We start from the raw sequence: 17,190 nt of genomic DNA, 5'->3' as shown, positions 1-17,190 counted from the left end.
CTCTATTCCGCAGCCGCGCGTTTGAGGCCGGAAATCTGGGTGATGTAGGCGCGCAGCGCCGCCGGCCGCACCGGCTTGTGTTGAACGGCGATGCCGTGCCGCTCCGCCTCGCCGCGCACCTCCAGCGTGCGGTCGGCCGTGACCAGCAGAGCGGGAATATCGGCGCCGAATTGCTGGCGCAGATGCAGGATCGCGGCCATGCCCGTGCCGTCGCCCAGATGATAATCGGCAATGACGAGATCGGGCGGTGGTCCGCGCAGATCGAACGCCATCGCTTCGGCCAGCGAGTTCAGCGCCTCCACTTCGCAGCCCCAGCCGCTGATCAGAAGCCGCATGCCCTCGAGGATCTTCGGCTCGTTGTCGATGCAGAGGATCTTCAGCCCCTTGAGCGGCTGGCCCGGCCGGTCGGCAGGCGCGATCGCCGCTGCAGCTTCGGCCGGGCGCGAGACGTCGAGCGGCATGGAGATGCGGAACTGCGTGCCCTTGCCATGCGTCGACTGCAGCTCGACCGGATGGTTGAGCACGCGGGCGATGCGGTCGACGATCGAAAGGCCGAGCCCGAGGCCGGAGGCGGTCTTGGCGCCTTCGTCGAGGCGCGCGAATTCCTTGAACACCGTGCGGAACTTCGACGGCGGAATGCCGATGCCGGAATCGATCACCTGGATGATCACCTGGCTGCCGCGCCGCCGCGCCCCGACCAGCACCTTGCCGGTGACCGTATATTTGATGGCGTTGGAAACGAGGTTCTGCACCAGCCGGCGCAGCAGGTTCGGGTCGGAGCGGACGCGCAGCGATGTCGGCATGACCACCAGCTTTAGCCGCTTCTCGCGGGCGATCGGCGCAAAATCGGTCTCGATGCGCTCCAGCAGATCGGAAAGAGCGACGGAGGCAAGCCGCGGCCGCATCGCGCCGGTATCGAGCCTCGAAATATCGAGCACCGCGCCGAGGATGGTCTCGACCGATTCCAGCGCGGAATCGATGTTGCGCACGATCGGGCTGTTGTCGGATTGCGCCATGCGCTCGACGAGTGCCGAGGAATAGAGCCTGGCGGCATTGAGCGGCTGCAGGATGTCGTGGCCGGCGGCGGCGAAGAAACGTGTCTTGCCGATGTTCGCCTCGTCGGCGGCGGCCCGCGCTTCGGCGAGTTCGCGGTTGACGCGGGTAAGCTCGGCGGTACGTTCGGCGACCCGCTGCTCCAGCGTCTCGTTCGCCTGTTTCAGCGCCTGATCGGCGTTCACGCGCTGGGTGATGTCGGTAAAGGTCGCGACGATGCCCTTGTCAGGCATGGCGTTGGAACGCACTTCGATGATCCGCTCGCCGCCGCCGAGCACCAGCGAGAAGGGTTTGTCGAGCGTCAGGAAATGCCGCACCGTCTGGCTGAGATCGCCGGGCGCAATGTCGCCGCGCTCGCTGAGCATCTTGACGATATCGGAGAGCGGAAAGCCGACCTGGCCGGCATTTTCCGGCAGATCAAGCAATTGCCGGAAGCGGCGGTTCCAGATCGTCAGCCGGTTGGAACTGTCGAAGACGGCGATGCCCTGGTCCATCTGCGAAAGGGCGGTCTGCAGCATGTCCTGGTTATATTGCAGTGCCTCGCTCGCCTGGTCGAGCAGCCAGGCAGTGTCGGAAGAGGCGTCCTCGGTCTTCTGCAGGATCAACGACAGCACCAGCCGGGCTGAGGACGAACCGATAGCGCTGCCGAGCAGCTGCTCGCTGAAATGAATGAGCGCCATATCCGCCGGCTGTTCGTCCTCCAGCTTGCGGCCGGAGTTTTGTTCGTAGGTGGCGAACGAGCGCTGCATGCGCTCCTCGCCGAGATAGCGCGAGATCGCGGCTTTCAGATCGCCGACGCTGATGCGGGTCTTCCAGCCGCGTGTGGCGAATTGCGAGCGTGAGTGCCGTTTGACGAAGATGCCGGCCTGAATGCGCTCCAGCGGCCTGGCGTTGCGGGTGAGCGAGCCAATGATGAAGAAGGCGGTATTGACGAGCAGGCTCATGACGGTCGCATTGACGAGCGGGTCTGCGTCGGCGGCGGTAAAAAGCGTCGAGCCGGGGAAGATGAAGCCGAGCACGGCGCTTGCCACATGCGAATAGTCGGGCCCGCCGAGCGAGGGCAGGAACAGCAGGTAGATCCAGATCACGAAGCCGGAGGTCAGCCCGAGGATGGCGCCGCGCGCATTCGCCCGCCGCCAGATCAGGCCGCCGAACAGCGCCGGCGCGATCTGCGCGATCGCGGCAAAGGAGAGCAGGCCGATCGAGGCCAGCCCGGCGGTGCTGTCGGTCGAGCGGTAGTAGGCATAGCCGAACAGCAGCACGGCGAAGATGGCGCTGCGGCGGATGTTGAGCAGGGTCTTGGCGAAATCGTCGCGCTGGCTGGCGCGCCCGGCGAGTTTACGCCTCAGGAAGATCGGCATGATGATGTCGTTCGACACCATGATCGACAGCGCGACGGAATCGACGATGACCATGGCGGTCGCGGCGGAGAAGCCGCCGATGAAGGTGATCAGCGTTACCAAAGGCATCTGGCCGGCCAATGGCAGCGATAGCATGTAGAAATCGGCGTTGCCCGCGCCACCGAAGGTCAGGAGCCCGCCGATCGCCACCGGCAGCACGAAGAGATTGATGGCGATCAGATAAGTGGGGAAGAGGAAACCCGCGAGTTTCAGCTGTTTCGGCGTGCGGTTTTCGACGACGGTGACGTGGAATTGCCGCGGCAGCATGATGATCGCGAAGGCCGACAGGATGATCAGCGTGATCCAGCGGCTGATCGGCGTATGGTAAGCGAGCGCCGACATGACCAGGTCGTTTTCAACGGTCTTGCGCCAGAGATCGGCAGGGCCGTCGAACAGAAACCAGATGACGCAGACGCCGGCCGTCAGGAAGGCGACAAGCTTGACCACGGATTCCATCGAGACGGCGAGGATGAGGCCGTCCTGGTGCTCCGTCGCATCCGTATGCCGTGTGCCGAACATGATCGCGAAACAGGCGAGCACCAGTGTCGCGACGAGCGGCAGGTCGAGGAAATAGAGATTGCCGCTGCCGATGCCGTAATCGGACGGGTTGACCATGGCGCTGACGGTGCTCGAGATCGCCTTCAGCTGCAGCGCGATATAGGGAATGGTTCCGATCAGCGAAATCAGCGCGACGATCGTCGCGACCGTCGGGTTCTTGCCATAGCGCGCGGCGACGAAATCCGCGACCGAGGTGAGTTTTTCTGCCTTGGCGAGCTCGATGATGCGGCGAAGCAGCGGCATGCCGAAGGTAAAGACGAGGATGGGGCCGATATAGATGCCGGCAAATTCCAGGCCGCGCTGCGCGGCAAGGCCGACGCTGCCGAAATAGGTCCAGGAGGTGCAGTAGATCGCCAGGCTCAGCGCATAGACCACCGGCCATCCGCCTTCCAGTGCGCCGGGGCCGCGGTTCTTGCGGTCGCCATAGCTCGCCACGGCGAAAAGCAGGAGCAGATAGCCGAAGGCAGACGCGAATATGACCCAGCCTGGAAGCATTGACCCTCCGCCGGCGGGAGGCCGCCGGGACCTCCCGCAACATCGATCAGCTTAAGTCATTTCAGGGGCGTTGGAAATTCCTGCCCGTCTAGGCCTTAAGTCAAAGGCGGCGAGGCGCATCGCCAATTAATTGCGATTGTCGATTGATTAATTGCAGTGAAGATGTAGCTAATGAAATCCTTCGCATACTCTCTGAACTGGATCGAAGGGAGACAGATCCGATGCTCAACGAATTCAAGGCCTTTATCGCCCGCGGCAATGTCATGGATCTTGCAGTCGGCGTCATCATCGGCGGCGCCTTCGGCGGCATCGTCAAATCTCTGGTCGACGACCTCATCATGCCGATCGTTGGCGCCATTTTCGGCGGCTTCGATTTTTCGAATTACTTCCTGCCGCTCTCCTCGGCCGTCAACGCGCCGACACTTGCCGCGGCCCGTGCGCAGGGAGCGGTCTTTGCCTATGGCAGCTTCTTCACCGTTCTCATCAATTTCCTGATTCTTGCCTGGATCATCTTCCTGATGGTCAAGGCTGTGAACATCCTGCGCGCCCAGGTCGAGCGCCAGGAAAAGGCTGCGCCGGAAGAGCTGCCCCCGCCGCCCGCAGACGTTCAGCTCCTCACGGAAATCCGCGATCTTCTTGCCAAGCGCCCGACGGCTTGATCCGGGCTGGAGCCTGTTCGTTACGGCCGGGCTCATTCATCACGAAAATCGATGTGCCATCACTGGATATCATGGGATTTGCCGTCGCAAATCTCTTATGAAGACAAAAACCGGAGATATGCATGTCGATCTTAAGCAGCCTCAGCCCGCGCGCCACAGCGGCGCCCGAAAGCGGGATCGTCGAAGTCGTCAACTATGCCCGCGGCCGCGAAGGCCTGTTGCCGCTCTGGGTGGGGGAGGGCGATCTGCCGACACCCGATTTCATCAGCAGGGCGGCGGCGGAGGCGCTTGCCGCCGGCGAGACCTTCTACACCTGGCAGCGCGGCATTCCGGAACTCCGCCAGGCGCTCTCGGATTATTACCACAGGCACTTTTCCGTCCGGCTGCCGGTCGAGCATTTCTATGTCACCGGCTCCGGCATGCAGGCGATCCAGCTCGCGGTGCAGTCGCTGACCTCGCCGGGTGACGAATTCGTCTACCTCACGCCCGCCTGGCCGAACATCGCCGCTGCCCTCGAAATAGCGGGGGCGCGTTCCGCGGGCGTCGAGCTGCAGTTCCAAAACGGCAAATGGGCGATTGATCTCAATCGCATCGAAGCCGCGATCACGCAAAAGACCAGGGGCATCTTCATCAACACGCCGTCGAACCCGACCGGCTGGACGGCGACGCGGGAGGATCTCGGCCAGATTCTGGCGCTTGCCCGCAAACATGACCTCTGGATCATGGCGGATGAAATCTACGCGCTTTATTACTTTGCCGGCGGCCGCGCGCCCTCCTTCCTCGACGTGATGGAGCCGGACGACAAGATCATCTTCGTCAATTCCTTCTCGAAGAACTGGTCGATGACCGGCTGGCGCGTGGGCTGGATCGTTGCACCGCCCGAGATGGGACAGGTGCTCGAAAACCTCATCCAGTATTCGACGTCGGGTGTCGCGCAGTTCATGCAGAAGGGCGCCGTCGTAGCACTCGATCAAGGCGATGATTTCGTGCGCGCCAATATCGCCAAGGCGGCCCGTTCCCGCGATATTCTCTGCGATGCGCTTGTTGCCACCAACCGCGTCGACACGCTGAAGCCGGACGGCGCGCTCTATGCCTTCCTGAAGATCGACGGCGTCACTGATAGCCGCAAGGCCGCAATCGACATCGTCGATAAGACGGGCGTCGGCCTTGCTCCCGGGGCCGCATTCGGCCGCGGCGGCGAACTCTTCCTGCGTGCCTGTTTCCTGCGTGATCCGGCCCAGGTGGCGGTCGCGGCAGAGCGCCTCTGCACCTATATCGCCAAACTCTGAAATATCGGTGGTCCGGCCAATTTTGTGCCGGAATCGCCGGATCGATAAAACTCTAGCAAAGCTTGAAATCGGCCCCTAACCACGACTCCAAACATACCGGTTCAAAGCCTGCCAAACGGCGCTCCGATAAGAAGATTGGAAAGAAAAACCGGCGCCTGATGCCCCTGCCTATAAAACGAAAGCAGGGATGCGGGACATGGCGGTTTTGGTGACGGGCGGGGCCGGATATATCGGCAGTCACATGGTTTGGGCGCTCATCGACGCGGGCGAGGACGTGGTCGTGCTCGACCGCCTTTCCACCGGCTTCCGCTGGGCCGTGGCGCCGGCGGCGCGTTTCTATCTCGGCGATATCGCCGATCCCGACATATTGAAGAAGATCTTCATCGAAAACGACATCGAGTCGATCATCCATTTCGCCGGCTCCGCCGTGGTCCCGGTCTCGGTCGCCGACCCGCTCTCCTATTACGACAACAATTCCGGCAAGACCCGCGCGCTTCTGAGCTCCGCGATCAAGGCCGGCATCCGCAATTTCGTTTTCTCCTCGACGGCGGCCGTCTACGGTCAGCAGAAGAGCGATCTGCCGGTGAAGGAAACGGCGTCCCTCAACCCGGAAAATCCATACGGCCAGTCGAAGCTGATGACCGAGTTCATGCTGCGCGATGCCGCCGCGGCCTATGATTTCAACTATGTCGCGCTTCGCTATTTCAATGTCGCCGGCGCCGACCCGCAACACCGCACCGGCCAGTCGACCTCGGGCGCCACGCACCTGATCAAGGTCGCCTGTGAGGCGGCTCTCGGCAAGCGCGACAGCGTCCATGTCTACGGCATCGATTATCCCACCCATGACGGCACCGGCGTGCGCGACTATATCCACGTCACCGATCTTGCCGATGCGCATCTGAAAGCGCTGCAGCATCTGCGCAAGGACAAGGGTCCGCTTGTCGCCAATTGCGGCTATGGCAGCGGCTATTCCGTCCTCGACGTGCTGAACATGGTCACGCGTCTGCACGGTCATTCCTTCAAGATCCACATGGCGCCGCGCCGGGCCGGGGATTCGGCAAGCGTCGTCGCGGACGCTTCGCTCGCCAGGCAGGTGCTCGACTGGAAGCCCCGCTACGATTCGCTGGAAACCATCGTCCAGAGTTCGCTCGATTGGGAACTGTTCCTGTCGAACAAGAACGTCGACGACCTTCACAGCATCCACCGCGCGCTCGCCGCCGCTTCCTTCTGAGCAGCGCACGCCGGCGGCAATAGCCTGTTTACCATCCCCGTGCCTGCAGGGTTCGCATGACGCTAAGTGAATAAGGAAACATCAAGCTTTCTCTGGCTGGCTTCTGCCGACGGAAAAGAAAACATGAAGAACTTTCTGGCGGCGCTGCAGCTGCGACGAGACAATCCGACCTTTCTGATGGCGCAGTTCCAGGCTCTGGCGTCGCAGATCCCCATTCTCTACGTTCTCCTGATCATCAACGCCCTCGCGGTGGCGATCACCCATATCAGATCCGCGCCACTGTGGCTCTCGCTCTACATTCCCGTGGCCTTGAGCGTCGTCTGCGTCTTCCGCCTCTGCTGGTGGGAGGTCCGGGGCAAGGAAAACGTGACCGCCGAGCGGGCATACAGGCTGATGAAGGTCACCATATCGGGCGCCTGCGTGCTGGCCGCCGCTTTCGGCGGCTGGGCCATCGCGCTTTATCAGTATGGCGATGCCTATCAGCAGGGCCAGATCGCCTATTTTCTCGTTGTCACAGGCATCTCCTGCATCTTCTGCCTCATGCACCTGCCGATGGCGGCGGCGATCACCACGGTCATCACCTTTTCGGCGATGGTCGGGACCTTCATGTTTTCGGGCAATCCGGTTTTCGTGGCGACCGCCGTCAGCGGCCTCTTCCTGATCCCGCCCTTCCTCCGCGTGATCAACAGCTATTTCCAGAATTTCGTCGGCCTCGTGCAATTGACCGAGGAGCTGAAGCAGAAGCGGGCGGAAGCCGAGGAGCTGAACCTCGTCAACAGCCGCAACGCCCTGCAGGACCAGCTGACCGGCCTTGCCAACCGCCGCAGCTTCTTCCTCTCGCTGGAAACGCGGCTGCAGGAGAATCCGGCCTCGCCGCCGGTCATCGGCATTATCGATCTCGACGGCTTCAAACCCGTCAACGATGTCTTCGGCCATGCTGCCGGCGATCTCGTGCTCAAGGAGACGGCCCGCCGTTTCACCGCGCTGGTCGGCGATGAGGGCCTCGTCTCCCGCCTCGGCGGCGATGAGTTCGGCATCATCTTTCCCTGCGCGATGACGCGGCAGGCGATTGCCGATCTCGGCCAGGCGCTCTGCGCCGCCGTCCGCAATCCCTATGAAATCCCCGACGGCTCGGTGCGTGTGTTCGGCTCCTGCGGCATCGTCTATCCCGATGCTGGCAGCTACACGGCCGAGGACCTTTACGAGAAGGCGGATTTCGCCCTCTATCAGGTCAAGAGCAAACGCAGCAGCGGCGTCGAGTTCTTCTCGGCCGATCACGAGAAGATCCTGACCCAGCGCTACCTGATCGAACTCGAATTGCAGGCGGGCGACTTTGTCCGGGAATTGAAGCTCGATTATCAGCCGATCGTCGACTTGAAGAGCGGCCGCGTCGTCGGCTACGAGGCGCTCGCCCGCTGGGACAGCGCCCGCTTCGGCCGCATCAGCCCCGATGCCTTCATTCCGGCCGCCGAGCGCACGGCGGTCATCGGCCGCATGACCCGCATCCTCTTTGCCCAGGCGCTCGAAGCGCTGGCGATCATACCGAGACATCTGAGGTTATCCTTCAACCTCTCGGCCCGCGATATCTGCGACCACGAGACCTCGATGGCGCTGCTTGCGATGATCACCCGCTCCGGCGTCGATCCCAGACGGATCGAATTCGAAATCACCGAAACGGCGCTGCTTTCCGATTTCGACACCGCCGACCGGGTCATCTCGATGCTGCGCGCCGCCGGCATCTCGATCGCGCTCGATGATTTCGGCACCGGCTTCTCGAGCCTCAGCCATATTCATCGTCTCGCCTTCGACAAGTTGAAGATCGACAAGGGTTTCGTGATGAATTTCGATCGCGACGCCCGCTGCATGAGCATTACCCGCTCGGTCGCCAATCTCTGCCAGAATCTCGGCATCGCCTCGGTTGCCGAAGGCGTCGAAAGCGAGGAGATCGCCGAGGGGCTGAAGGCGATCGGCGTTCGCCTGGCGCAGGGCTATTATTTCTCGCGGCCGCTGCCGCTGGATCTCGCCATCGAATTTGCCGCCAAATGCGACGGCGCGGCCTCCGCCCGCAATTCGCGTTCCGCCTGAACCGGTCGTCGCCTCGCAAATCGACTGGAGCGATGCTCCATCGTCGTCTATTCATGTTCTCGAGTCTTTCCTGGGTGGAATGCTTCAATCTGACCAGGAAAGACTCCAACAGTGGAGGTGGAGCATGCAGGACGGCGAAGTCATCATCGAGCGGCGGGGTACTGCCGGCACCATCCGGCTCAACCGGCCGCGGGCGCTGAACAGCCTGACGCTGCCGATGATCCGGGCGATCGCCGAGGCCCTCGATAACTTCGCCGGCGATGCCGAGGTGGCGAGCGTGGTCGTGACGGGGGAGGGCGAACGCGGCTTCTGTGCCGGCGGCGATATTCGCGCCCTGCATGAGAGCGCCCGCGCCGGCGATGGCTTTGCCGGAAGCTTCTGGCGTGAGGAATTCCGTCTCAATCATCAGATCGCCCTCTACCCGAAACCCTATGTCGCGCTGATGGACGGGATCACCATGGGCGGCGGCGTCGGCCTGTCCTCGCATGGCCGCCACCGCGTCGTCACCGAGCGCACGCGCCTTGCCATGCCGGAAACCGGCATCGGCTATCTTCCTGATATCGGCGCCACCTGGCTCTTGCCGAAGGCTCCGGGCGAAGCTGGAACATGGCTCGGCCTGACCGGGCTCGATATCGGCGCGGCCGACACGATCCATGCGGGCCTTGCCGATCTTCAGATCGCGTCGTCGCGGCTCGGCGAGGTGATCGATGCGCTGTCCGCCCTGCCGCGCGGCAGTTCGTCGATCGATGTCGATGCTGCCTTGCAGGCCTTCGCAGAGCCTCCGGGTGAGAGCCGGCTGCGGCAGAACGCGGCAGTGATCGACCGTGCGTTCGGTTTCGACAGCGTCGAGGAGATTCTGGCGGCGCTCGCCCGGGAGGAGGGAGACTTCGCCGCCGAGACGCGCCGTGTGCTGCTGACACGTTCGCCGACCAGCCTGAAGCTCGCTTTGCATCTGCTGAGAGCCGGCCGCCGCAGCGCCTCGCTCGCCGAATGCCTCGGCCGCGAACTCGGCGCCTGCCTGCAGATGTTGCACAATCCGGATTTCTTCGAAGGCATCCGCGCCGCCGTCATCGACAAGGACCGCAATCCGAAATGGTCGCCGGCGTCAGTCGAGGCCGTCGAGCCGGCAATTGTCGAGCGCTTCCTGAAACCGGCCGAACCGCCGCTTTCGCTCTGACGCCGCACCCTCTGAATACTGAGTACAGGCATCGTTCGGCGGGCGATAACCTCTTCTTCTTTACGCCAGCCTCTTCACCGCCAAACCTTCGCGGCGGCCCGCTGAAGCTATAGGCTGGCCTATCCTAAGGCGTAGCCTTTCCTCTCCCTTGACCTGATCGACCGCCAAACACGCTTCGGCATAGTGTCCGCGACGTGAGCCGTAACCGGCACCTTTCGATCACGCAAAACAGGAGCGCACCATGTCGCAGGCAGAAGCAAGACCTCGTACATCAGGTCAGCAGGAGACTGGCAGACCGAAACATGAAGAATTGGTGCCGTCGCGCTACGCGGTGCGGATCGGCGAGATCGACGTGCTGATCATCAGCGATGGCGTGCTGCCGCTGCCGACCGCGATGCTGGGGCACAACGCCGATGCGGCCGACCGCGCCGTCTGGCTGGACGATATGTTCCTGCCGCGCGACGCTTTCGACTGGGCGCTGAACGTGGTCCTCGTGCGCAGCGGCACTCAGACCATCCTCATCGACGCCGGGCTGGGGCTGGATCCGGACCTGAACTTGCCGCGCGCCGGACAACTGATCAAGCGGTTGGAGGGTGCCGGCATCGATCTGGCATCCGTGACCGACGTGGTGCTGACCCATCTGCACATGGATCACATCGGCGGCCTGTTGGTCGATGGGGTGAAAGACCGGCTGCGTCCCGACCTCCGGATCCACGTGGCGGCCGCCGAGGCCAAGTTCTGGGAGGCGCCCGATTTCAGCCACGTCTCCATGCCGCCCGGCTTTCCGGATGCGCTTCGGGCAACGGCAAAGCGGTTCCTCGGCGAATACGGCAGCCATCTCAAGCTGTTCGACGAGCAGTCCGAAGTGGCGCCGGGCGTGGTCGTCCGCCGCACCGGCGGCCACACGCCCGGCCATAGCGTGGTTCGCCTGGCATCGGGCGGCGACCGGCTGACATTCGCCGGCGACGCCGTGTTCGCGGTCGGGTTCGAGCATCCTGACTGGTACAACGGCTTCGAACACGATCCCGAGGAGGCTGCTCGTGTTCGCCTCGAACTTTTGCGGGAGCTGGCGGCGACCGGCGAACAACTGGTGGCGACCCACCTGCCTTTCCCGTCCGTCGGCCGCGTGGCGGTCGAAGGCAAAGCCTTCCGTTGGGTGCCGGTATTCTGGGATTATTGAGCGCCAGCTCAAGACCGAACGAAAGCGCGTCGCATGGATCGGATTCCATGCGGCGCGCTTTAGCTCTTTGTTTTTATGCATGTCGTTGTCCCGGAACCGCTGCACACTTCCGGGCGACACGCATTATCGCCACATGCCGCGCATGCGGGCGCCGACATCGATGCGCACCTGCCGCGCTTGCGCTTGAGCGGCGGATTCCGATTTCACCTGCGGCCAGCTGCAGGCCTCGAAGAACTGCAGCAGCGTCGCCGGAATGAAGCGGCTGCGCGAGGCATAGACGTGCCGGTCGCCCTGGGCGTTCTGCCCGTACGTGAAAAAGCGCTGCGGCACGACGAGGTCGAGACCATCCCGGGCGCGCGTCATCGCCACATAGAGCAGGCGGCGTTCCTCCTCGATTTCGGCGGTGGTGCCGACGGCGAGATCGTTCGGAATGCAGCCGTCGACGACATTCAGCATAAAGACCCGCGTCCATTCCTGGCCCTTGGCCGAATGAATGGTCGAAAGGATCAGATAATCCTCGTCGAGAAGCGGCACGCCGGCCTGGTCGCTGGTCGCATCCGGCGGATCGAGGGTGAGTTCGGTGAGGAAACGTTCGCGCGAGGCATAGCCGCCCGCAATCTGCTCGAGCTGTAAGAGATCGGCCTGCCGTGTCGAAGCATCCTCATGCAGTCTTTCCAGATGCGGCCCGTACCATTGCCGCGCCAGCCCGATTTCCGCCGGCCAGCCGGCTTTGCCGGATTTCATCTCCTGCAGCATGGAAACGAAGGCCGTCCAGTCCTCGCCGGAGCGCGGTGGCGCCGGCATGGTGGCGAGCGCCGACAGCGGGCTCGCATCCTCGGCCATCAGGTCGAGCGCCTTCTGCGCCGTCGACGGCCCGACGCCCGGCAGGATCTGCATCAGCCGGAAACCGGCCACCCTGTCGCGCGGGTTCTGCGCGAAGCGAAGGGCGGCCAGCATGTCTTTCACATGCGCGCTGTCGAGGAACTTCAGCCCGCCGAACTTCACGAAGGGAATGTTGCGCCGGGTCAGCTCGACCTCCAGCGGCCCGCTGTGATGCGAGGCGCGGAAGAGCACGGCCTGCTGCTTGAGCTTGAGGCCCTCCTCGCGATTGTCGAGCACCTTGTCGGCGACATAGCGCGCCTGCTCGGCCTCATCGCGCACATTGACGAGGCGCGGCCGCTCGGCCGATTGCCGCTCGGTCCAGAGGTTCTTGGTGAAGCGCTCGGAGGTCAGATCGATGACGGCGTTGGCTGCCGCCAGGATCGGCTGCGTCGAGCGGTAATTGCGGTCGAGCGTGACGATATTGGCGGCCGGGCTGAAGGATGCGGGAAAATCGAGGATGTTGCGCACCGTCGCCGCACGGAAGGAATAGATCGATTGCGCATCGTCGCCGACGACGGTCAGCCCCTGGCCTTGGGGCTTCAGCGCCATCAGGATCGAGGCCTGCAGCCGGTTCGTGTCCTGATATTCGTCGACAAGCACATGGTCGAAGCGGCTGCCGATATCCTCGGCGATCACGCTCTCGCCGACCATCTGCGCCCAATAGAGCAAGAGGTCGTCGTAATCGAGCACGTTCTGGCTCTGCTTGGCCTCGACATAGCAGGCGAAAAGCTCGCGCAGCTGTTTCTCCCAGGCCGCGCACCAGGGAAAGGCGTCGCGCAGCACGAGGTCGAGCGCGGTCTCCGAATTCACCGTCCTGGAATAGATGGCAAGGCAGGTGCCCTTGGCCGGAAAGCGGCTTTCCGTTTTGGAGAAGCCGAGATCGTGCCGGATGAGGTTCATCAGGTCGGCGCTGTCTTCGCGGTCATGGATGGTGAAATCGGGATCGAGGCCGATCTGCTGCGCATAGTCGCGCAGCAGTCGCGCGCCGATGCCGTGGAAAGTGCCCGACCAGTGAAGCGCATCCGCCATCACACCGGCATTCGAGCCGAGCACGTCGCGGCAGATGCGTTCGACCCGCCGCGCCATTTCGGCGGCGGCCCGGCGAGAGAATGTCATCAGCAGGATGCGGCGGGGATCGGCGCCCTTGACGATGAGATGAGCGACCCGGTGCGCCAGCGTGTTCGTCTTACCGGAACCGGCGCCGGCAATGACCAGCAGCGGCCCGGCAATATGGCTGCCGTCGATGAGCGTGCCGTGCTCGACGGCCATGCGCTGCTGGGGATTGAGCTTATCGAGGTACATCCAGCCGTCCGGTCGGGCTCCCGCAGAATCACCGGGGAAAGATTAGATGTTCCTTGAATGTTCGCGATTGCCGCCTCTGTCAAGCGCCGCTGTGCCTGGACCGGTTTTCAGTCGGGGAAATCCGGGCCGACCTCGCGCCGCACCAGTTTGAGGCTGCGGTCCGGCTGGAGAATATAGGTTTCCTCCACCCGCTGACCCGTCTCGTTGTAGAACTGATTGTAGACGGCGCTGCCGATGGGCGACTTGGTGAGCTTCGTCCGCGGCTGGCCGCCATAGGTGATGCTGCCGGGAATGGGTTCCAGCGCCGGTGTATCGGCCGAAGAGCAGCCGGCCAGCAGCACCGTGGTTATCAAAGCGGGCAGAAGCGCTCTCATTGTCGTCATCCCTCTTTGACTGCAGTGACATATGGAAACCGCCACAGTTTCCGCCAAGGGAGTGACCCGCCGTCCGTGAGAATATCGCGCTCACATCCCTGCATCGGCAAGGGAACCAAAGCGCCGCCCTGGGGGTTGTCATGCCGGATCTAAATGCTGGAGACCATCATGCAGCTCGTTCTTCGCCTCTGGGCAGCGACCCTGATATCAGGTTGCGGCGTCTTCGCCGGTTCCGCCTATGCCGCTCTGGAAACGACCGGCGCGGATTATTCGGCTCTGCCCAAGGATCAGATCGCCCTCAACGAATATACCGGGACGCCCGCCTGCGATGAGGTGGAGCCGCATTATCTGCCGTCCTTCATCCGCGCGGCTGATGGCACGATCATCGGTGTCGGTTATGTCGAGGTGGAAAGCGAAGGCGGCACAGCCTGCTGAGAATGGCGGTCCGCTCGGACGAGGCTCGCCGGCGTTTCCGGTGACGAGCCTCTCACCATCATCATGATGGCTGGTTGTTTCCTATCGAAGCATCTGCGCCAGGTGCAACGCCTTTTGACCCAAAACCCGGCACCTGCTCGATGCAGGGTTAAGTGAAAATTAAACAATGTATCGTTCCGGCACGCTTTTATTCAGCGAGAGCCGGAAATCCTTGCCGAGCCGTTAGTGCAGCTTCAGCTTCGCCTCTTCGGCCGCCGCCAGGAATTCGGCTCTGGCCTCTTCCACGCTCTTGCGCCCGTCGAGCGCTGCCCGGCAGGTGCTGCGAGCCTTGATATAATGCAGCCCGCGCGCGCTCGGCCAGAGATCCGCCAGGCATTTCAGCGCATCGAACGGCCCGTTGATGGTTCTGAGGTCGGTGTCTTCGAAACCGACCTTGACCGGGTCGTTCCATTTTTCAGTTGCCATCGATGCTCCTCCAGGGTTTCGACAGAACCAGTGTGCTGCGCCCGCCTATCCTCAGGCGAGACGCCGCCATGATAGGCATTCTAGCGAGATTTTTGCGGTCAACAATGGTGAATCGTTTGTTGCCGATGAGGCGAAATGTCAGCCCACGCAAGGTGATCGGCGCCGGTAACCGGGTGAGGGGCCAGCCGAGCCCACGAGAAATAATGCTGGATATCTGGAGAGAAAACTGGTGCTGCCGAGTGGGATTGAACCACCGACCTCACCCTTACCAAGGGTGTGCTCTACCACTGAGCTACGGCAGCAAGACCAGGACCCGTGCGAGCCGGGCGGCTCAATTGCGGGAACGGGGCGGCTATTGCCACAGCTTGACGACAAGCGCAAGCCGCAAAATCCAACTTCGCGTGGATTGCGATGCGAGGGACTTTTGGATCGGCGCGAATTCGGTTAATTCTGCTCACATGAACGAAAAGACCGAAACCGGCCAGCAGAGCCGCAAACTGGCGATCGAGGCACAGGCGAAACTGCGCCGCGAGCGCGCCGCCGAAAAACTCAGGGAAAATCTTTCGAGGCGCAAACAGCAGGTTCGTGCCCGCCGTTCCGGGCAGGCCGACGAAACAAATGGCCTGCCCGCCGCAAAAATGGACGAATCGTAATGTTCCGTCCGTCGCGAATTGAAGCGGCTTGATAAATCCCTTAAACACTCCACTCCTTCTTTCACGGCAGAACTTTCAGGAAGTAAGCGCACATGGATCGTATCAGAATTGTCGGCGGTAATGAGCTGAATGGCATCATCCCGATTTCCGGCGCCAAGAATGCCGCACTGCCGCTGATGATCGCCTCGCTTCTGACCAGCGACACGCTGACGCTGGAAAACGTGCCGCATCTGGCCGATGTCGAGCTCCTGATGCGCATCCTCGGCAATCACGGCGTCGACGTTGCCGTCAACGGCCGCCGCGAGCGCCAGGAAGATTCCTACGCCCGCACGATCCATTTCACCTGCCGCACCATCGTCGATACCACAGCTTCCTATGAGCTGGTCTCGAAGATGCGCGCCTCCTTCTGGGTCATCGGCCCGCTGCTGGCGCGTGAAGGTCACTGCCGCGTCTCGCTGCCGGGCGGCTGCGCCATCGGCACGCGTCCCGTCGATCTCTTCATCGAAGGCCTGACGGCGCTCGGCGCGACCATGGAGATCGATGCCGGTTACATCAATGCCAGAGCCCCTGACGGCGGCCTGATCGGCGCGCGCTATACCTTCCCGAAGGTCTCGGTCGGCGCCACCCATGTGCTGATGATGGCGGCAACGCTTGCCCGCGGCACGACTGTCATCGGCAACGCCGCCCGCGAGCCCGAAGTCGTCGACCTCGCCAACTGCCTGAATGCCATGGGCGCCAAGATCTCGGGCGCCGGCACGGCGACCATCACCATCGAAGGCGTCACTTCGCTCTCCGGCGCCCGTCACCGCGTCCTGCCGGATCGCATCGAGACCGGCACTTACGCCATGGCCGTCGCCATGGCCGGCGGTGACGTCGTGCTCGAAAATACCGATGTGGCGCTGCTCGACACCGCGCTGGAAACCTTGCGCCGCGCCGGCGCCGATATCTCCGCGACCAACAACGGGATGCGCGTCAGGCGCAATGGCGCCGGCATCAAGCCGGTCGATATCGTCACCGATCCCTTCCCGGGTTTCCCGACCGATCTGCAGGCGCAGTTCATGGCGCTGATGACCCGCTCCTCCGGCATTTCGCACGTCACCGAGACCATCTTCGAAAACCGGTTCATGCATGTGCAGGAGCTTGCCCGCCTCGGCGCCAGGATCACGCTCTCCGGCCAGACGGCGAAGATCGAGGGTGTCCAGCGCCTGCGCGGCGCACCCGTCATGGCGACCGATCTGCGCGCTTCCGTCTCGCTCGTCATCGCCGGCCTTGCCGCCGAGGGCGAAACCACGGTCTCCCGCGTCTACCACCTCGACCGCGGTTTCGAGCGGCTCGAGGAAAAGCTGACCCGCTGCGGCGCCGTCGTCGAGCGCATCAGCGAGTAAGCCAGCTCATCCCGGTTGCGTAATTCGCCGCAGCATCTTATTTCCCTTGTCTGACGCATCGCCATTCCGGCGATGCCTGCTGGGATAAGCCTGAATGACCGATCTAAAGCTTGTTGCGCTCGATGACGAGGATCTTGGGATCATTTCCGCGCATATGCAGGACAGCGTCTTCAAGGTCGGCGACATAGACTGGTCGCCGCGCGGCGCGCAGTTCGCGCTTGCCGCCAATCGTTTCGTCTGGGAAGGTGCCGAGCGCAAGCGGAGGGGTTTCGAGCGCCGCCGGGCGGCGCTGGTTTTCAAGCGCGTGCTCGCGGTGCGTTCGCTCGGCTTCGACCGCGGAAAACGTGACGAGGTGCTGTCGCTCCTGGCGCTGCGCTTCGAGAAGAAGGGCGAGGGGCCGGAGGGCACGATCGAGCTGGCGCTGTCGGGAGCGGCTTCGATTGCCCTCGATGTCGAATGCATCGAGGTCCAGATGGCCGATGTCGGCGGCGCCTGGGCGGCGGTCGCCAAGCCTCGCCATCCCTGACGCCTGTGGTGTCGGAAGTTTGAACATCGCGGTTTCGAGTT

Annotated in this window: 14 protein-coding genes and 1 tRNA gene; 10 read left to right on the top strand and 5 right to left on the bottom strand. The window is 62.9% G+C overall.

Going from position 1 to position 17,190, the window contains the following annotated elements; all coding sequences use genetic code 11:
- Nucleotides 1-2 precede the first annotated feature (2 nt).
- Complete coding sequence (locus CO670_RS03390) at nucleotides 3-3,506, bottom strand: PAS domain-containing hybrid sensor histidine kinase/response regulator (RefSeq protein ID WP_097588960.1); 3,504 nt, start codon at nucleotides 3,504-3,506, stop codon at nucleotides 3-5.
- A 221-nt stretch (nucleotides 3,507-3,727) separates the two neighbouring features.
- Here CO670_RS03390 and mscL point away from each other — a divergent pair, with 221 nt between their 5' ends.
- The 6 genes from mscL (at nucleotide 3,728) to CO670_RS03360 (ending at nucleotide 11,127) form a co-directional block, all read left to right on the top strand.
- Nucleotides 3,728-4,165, top strand: coding sequence for a large conductance mechanosensitive channel protein MscL (gene mscL, locus CO670_RS03385; protein WP_088676768.1), 438 nt, complete (start codon nucleotides 3,728-3,730; stop codon nucleotides 4,163-4,165).
- A 122-nt stretch (nucleotides 4,166-4,287) separates the two neighbouring features.
- Entirely contained in the window at nucleotides 4,288-5,454 is a 1,167-nt protein-coding gene (locus CO670_RS03380; protein ID WP_097588959.1) for a pyridoxal phosphate-dependent aminotransferase, read from the top strand.
- A gap of 196 nt (nucleotides 5,455-5,650) precedes the next feature.
- Nucleotides 5,651-6,685: a UDP-glucose 4-epimerase GalE gene (gene galE, locus CO670_RS03375; RefSeq protein ID WP_097589005.1), complete on the top strand. Its 1,035-nt coding sequence runs from the start codon at nucleotides 5,651-5,653 to the stop codon at nucleotides 6,683-6,685.
- A gap of 123 nt (nucleotides 6,686-6,808) precedes the next feature.
- Nucleotides 6,809-8,770 carry an EAL domain-containing protein gene (locus CO670_RS03370; RefSeq protein ID WP_097588958.1) on the top strand — a complete coding sequence of 654 codons (1,962 nt, stop codon included), beginning with the start codon at nucleotides 6,809-6,811 and terminating at the stop codon, nucleotides 8,768-8,770.
- Nucleotides 8,771-8,894: 124 nt separating this feature from the next.
- Nucleotides 8,895-9,947, top strand: a complete 1,053-nt coding sequence (locus CO670_RS03365; protein WP_097588957.1) for an enoyl-CoA hydratase/isomerase family protein — start codon at nucleotides 8,895-8,897, stop codon at nucleotides 9,945-9,947.
- Between the two features lie 241 nt (nucleotides 9,948-10,188).
- Nucleotides 10,189-11,127, top strand: a complete 939-nt coding sequence (locus CO670_RS03360) for an MBL fold metallo-hydrolase (RefSeq protein WP_097588956.1) — start codon at nucleotides 10,189-10,191, stop codon at nucleotides 11,125-11,127.
- A gap of 123 nt (nucleotides 11,128-11,250) precedes the next feature.
- On the opposite strand, the gene CO670_RS03355 is transcribed toward CO670_RS03360, so the two are convergent.
- Nucleotides 11,251-13,311 (bottom strand): ATP-dependent helicase, encoded by a 2,061-nt coding sequence (locus CO670_RS03355; protein WP_097588955.1) that lies wholly within the window; start codon nucleotides 13,309-13,311, stop codon nucleotides 11,251-11,253.
- A gap of 107 nt (nucleotides 13,312-13,418) precedes the next feature.
- Complete coding sequence (locus tag CO670_RS03350) at nucleotides 13,419-13,685, bottom strand: hypothetical protein (RefSeq protein WP_097588954.1); 267 nt, start codon at nucleotides 13,683-13,685, stop codon at nucleotides 13,419-13,421.
- A 168-nt stretch (nucleotides 13,686-13,853) separates the two neighbouring features.
- Here CO670_RS03350 and CO670_RS03345 point away from each other — a divergent pair, with 168 nt between their 5' ends.
- A complete protein-coding gene (locus tag CO670_RS03345) occupies nucleotides 13,854-14,120 on the top strand; it encodes a hypothetical protein (protein ID WP_097588953.1) in 267 nt (88 codons plus the stop codon).
- Nucleotides 14,121-14,342: 222 nt separating this feature from the next.
- Here the strand turns inward: CO670_RS03345 and CO670_RS03340 are convergent, their stop codons facing one another.
- Entirely contained in the window at nucleotides 14,343-14,585 is a 243-nt protein-coding gene (locus CO670_RS03340) for a DUF982 domain-containing protein (RefSeq protein ID WP_097588952.1), read from the bottom strand.
- A 227-nt stretch (nucleotides 14,586-14,812) separates the two neighbouring features.
- A tRNA-Thr gene (locus CO670_RS03335) sits at nucleotides 14,813-14,887 on the bottom strand.
- Nucleotides 14,888-15,043: 156 nt separating this feature from the next.
- Between CO670_RS03335 and CO670_RS03330 the strand changes: the two genes are divergently transcribed.
- The 3 genes from CO670_RS03330 (at nucleotide 15,044) to CO670_RS03320 (ending at nucleotide 17,149) form a co-directional block, all read left to right on the top strand.
- Complete coding sequence (locus CO670_RS03330; protein ID WP_097588951.1) at nucleotides 15,044-15,238, top strand: hypothetical protein; 195 nt, start codon at nucleotides 15,044-15,046, stop codon at nucleotides 15,236-15,238.
- A gap of 92 nt (nucleotides 15,239-15,330) precedes the next feature.
- Entirely contained in the window at nucleotides 15,331-16,623 is a 1,293-nt protein-coding gene (gene murA, locus CO670_RS03325; protein WP_097588950.1) for a UDP-N-acetylglucosamine 1-carboxyvinyltransferase, read from the top strand.
- A gap of 94 nt (nucleotides 16,624-16,717) precedes the next feature.
- The gene (locus CO670_RS03320) at nucleotides 16,718-17,149 is read left to right on the top strand and encodes a DUF2948 family protein (RefSeq protein ID WP_097588949.1); all 432 of its coding nucleotides are present in this window, start codon (nucleotides 16,718-16,720) and stop codon (nucleotides 17,147-17,149) included.
- Nucleotides 17,150-17,190: the final 41 nt, after the last annotated feature.

Origin of the sequence: Rhizobium sp. J15 (genome assembly GCF_002531825.1) — a bacterium.
Classification (GTDB): domain Bacteria; phylum Pseudomonadota; class Alphaproteobacteria; order Rhizobiales; family Rhizobiaceae; genus Rhizobium.
Note: the sequence above shows the minus strand (reverse complement) of the source record. Positions and strands in the feature narration are given on the sequence as shown.

Coding starts and splice junctions, on each gene's coding strand:
- CO670_RS03390 (WP_097588960.1), bottom strand. CDS start 3,506: ATGCTTCCAGGCTGGGTCATATTCGCGTCTGCCTTCGGCTATCTGCTC.
- mscL (WP_088676768.1), top strand. CDS start 3,728: ATGCTCAACGAATTCAAGGCCTTTATCGCCCGCGGCAATGTCATGGAT.
- CO670_RS03365 (WP_097588957.1), top strand. CDS start 8,895: ATGCAGGACGGCGAAGTCATCATCGAGCGGCGGGGTACTGCCGGCACC.
- CO670_RS03380 (WP_097588959.1), top strand. CDS start 4,288: ATGTCGATCTTAAGCAGCCTCAGCCCGCGCGCCACAGCGGCGCCCGAA.
- CO670_RS03320 (WP_097588949.1), top strand. CDS start 16,718: ATGACCGATCTAAAGCTTGTTGCGCTCGATGACGAGGATCTTGGGATC.
- CO670_RS03360 (WP_097588956.1), top strand. CDS start 10,189: ATGTCGCAGGCAGAAGCAAGACCTCGTACATCAGGTCAGCAGGAGACT.
- CO670_RS03370 (WP_097588958.1), top strand. CDS start 6,809: ATGAAGAACTTTCTGGCGGCGCTGCAGCTGCGACGAGACAATCCGACC.
- CO670_RS03345 (WP_097588953.1), top strand. CDS start 13,854: ATGCAGCTCGTTCTTCGCCTCTGGGCAGCGACCCTGATATCAGGTTGC.
- murA (WP_097588950.1), top strand. CDS start 15,331: ATGGATCGTATCAGAATTGTCGGCGGTAATGAGCTGAATGGCATCATC.
- CO670_RS03340 (WP_097588952.1), bottom strand. CDS start 14,585: ATGGCAACTGAAAAATGGAACGACCCGGTCAAGGTCGGTTTCGAAGAC.
- CO670_RS03330 (WP_097588951.1), top strand. CDS start 15,044: ATGAACGAAAAGACCGAAACCGGCCAGCAGAGCCGCAAACTGGCGATC.
- galE (WP_097589005.1), top strand. CDS start 5,651: ATGGCGGTTTTGGTGACGGGCGGGGCCGGATATATCGGCAGTCACATG.
- CO670_RS03355 (WP_097588955.1), bottom strand. CDS start 13,311: ATGTACCTCGATAAGCTCAATCCCCAGCAGCGCATGGCCGTCGAGCAC.
- CO670_RS03350 (WP_097588954.1), bottom strand. CDS start 13,685: ATGAGAGCGCTTCTGCCCGCTTTGATAACCACGGTGCTGCTGGCCGGC.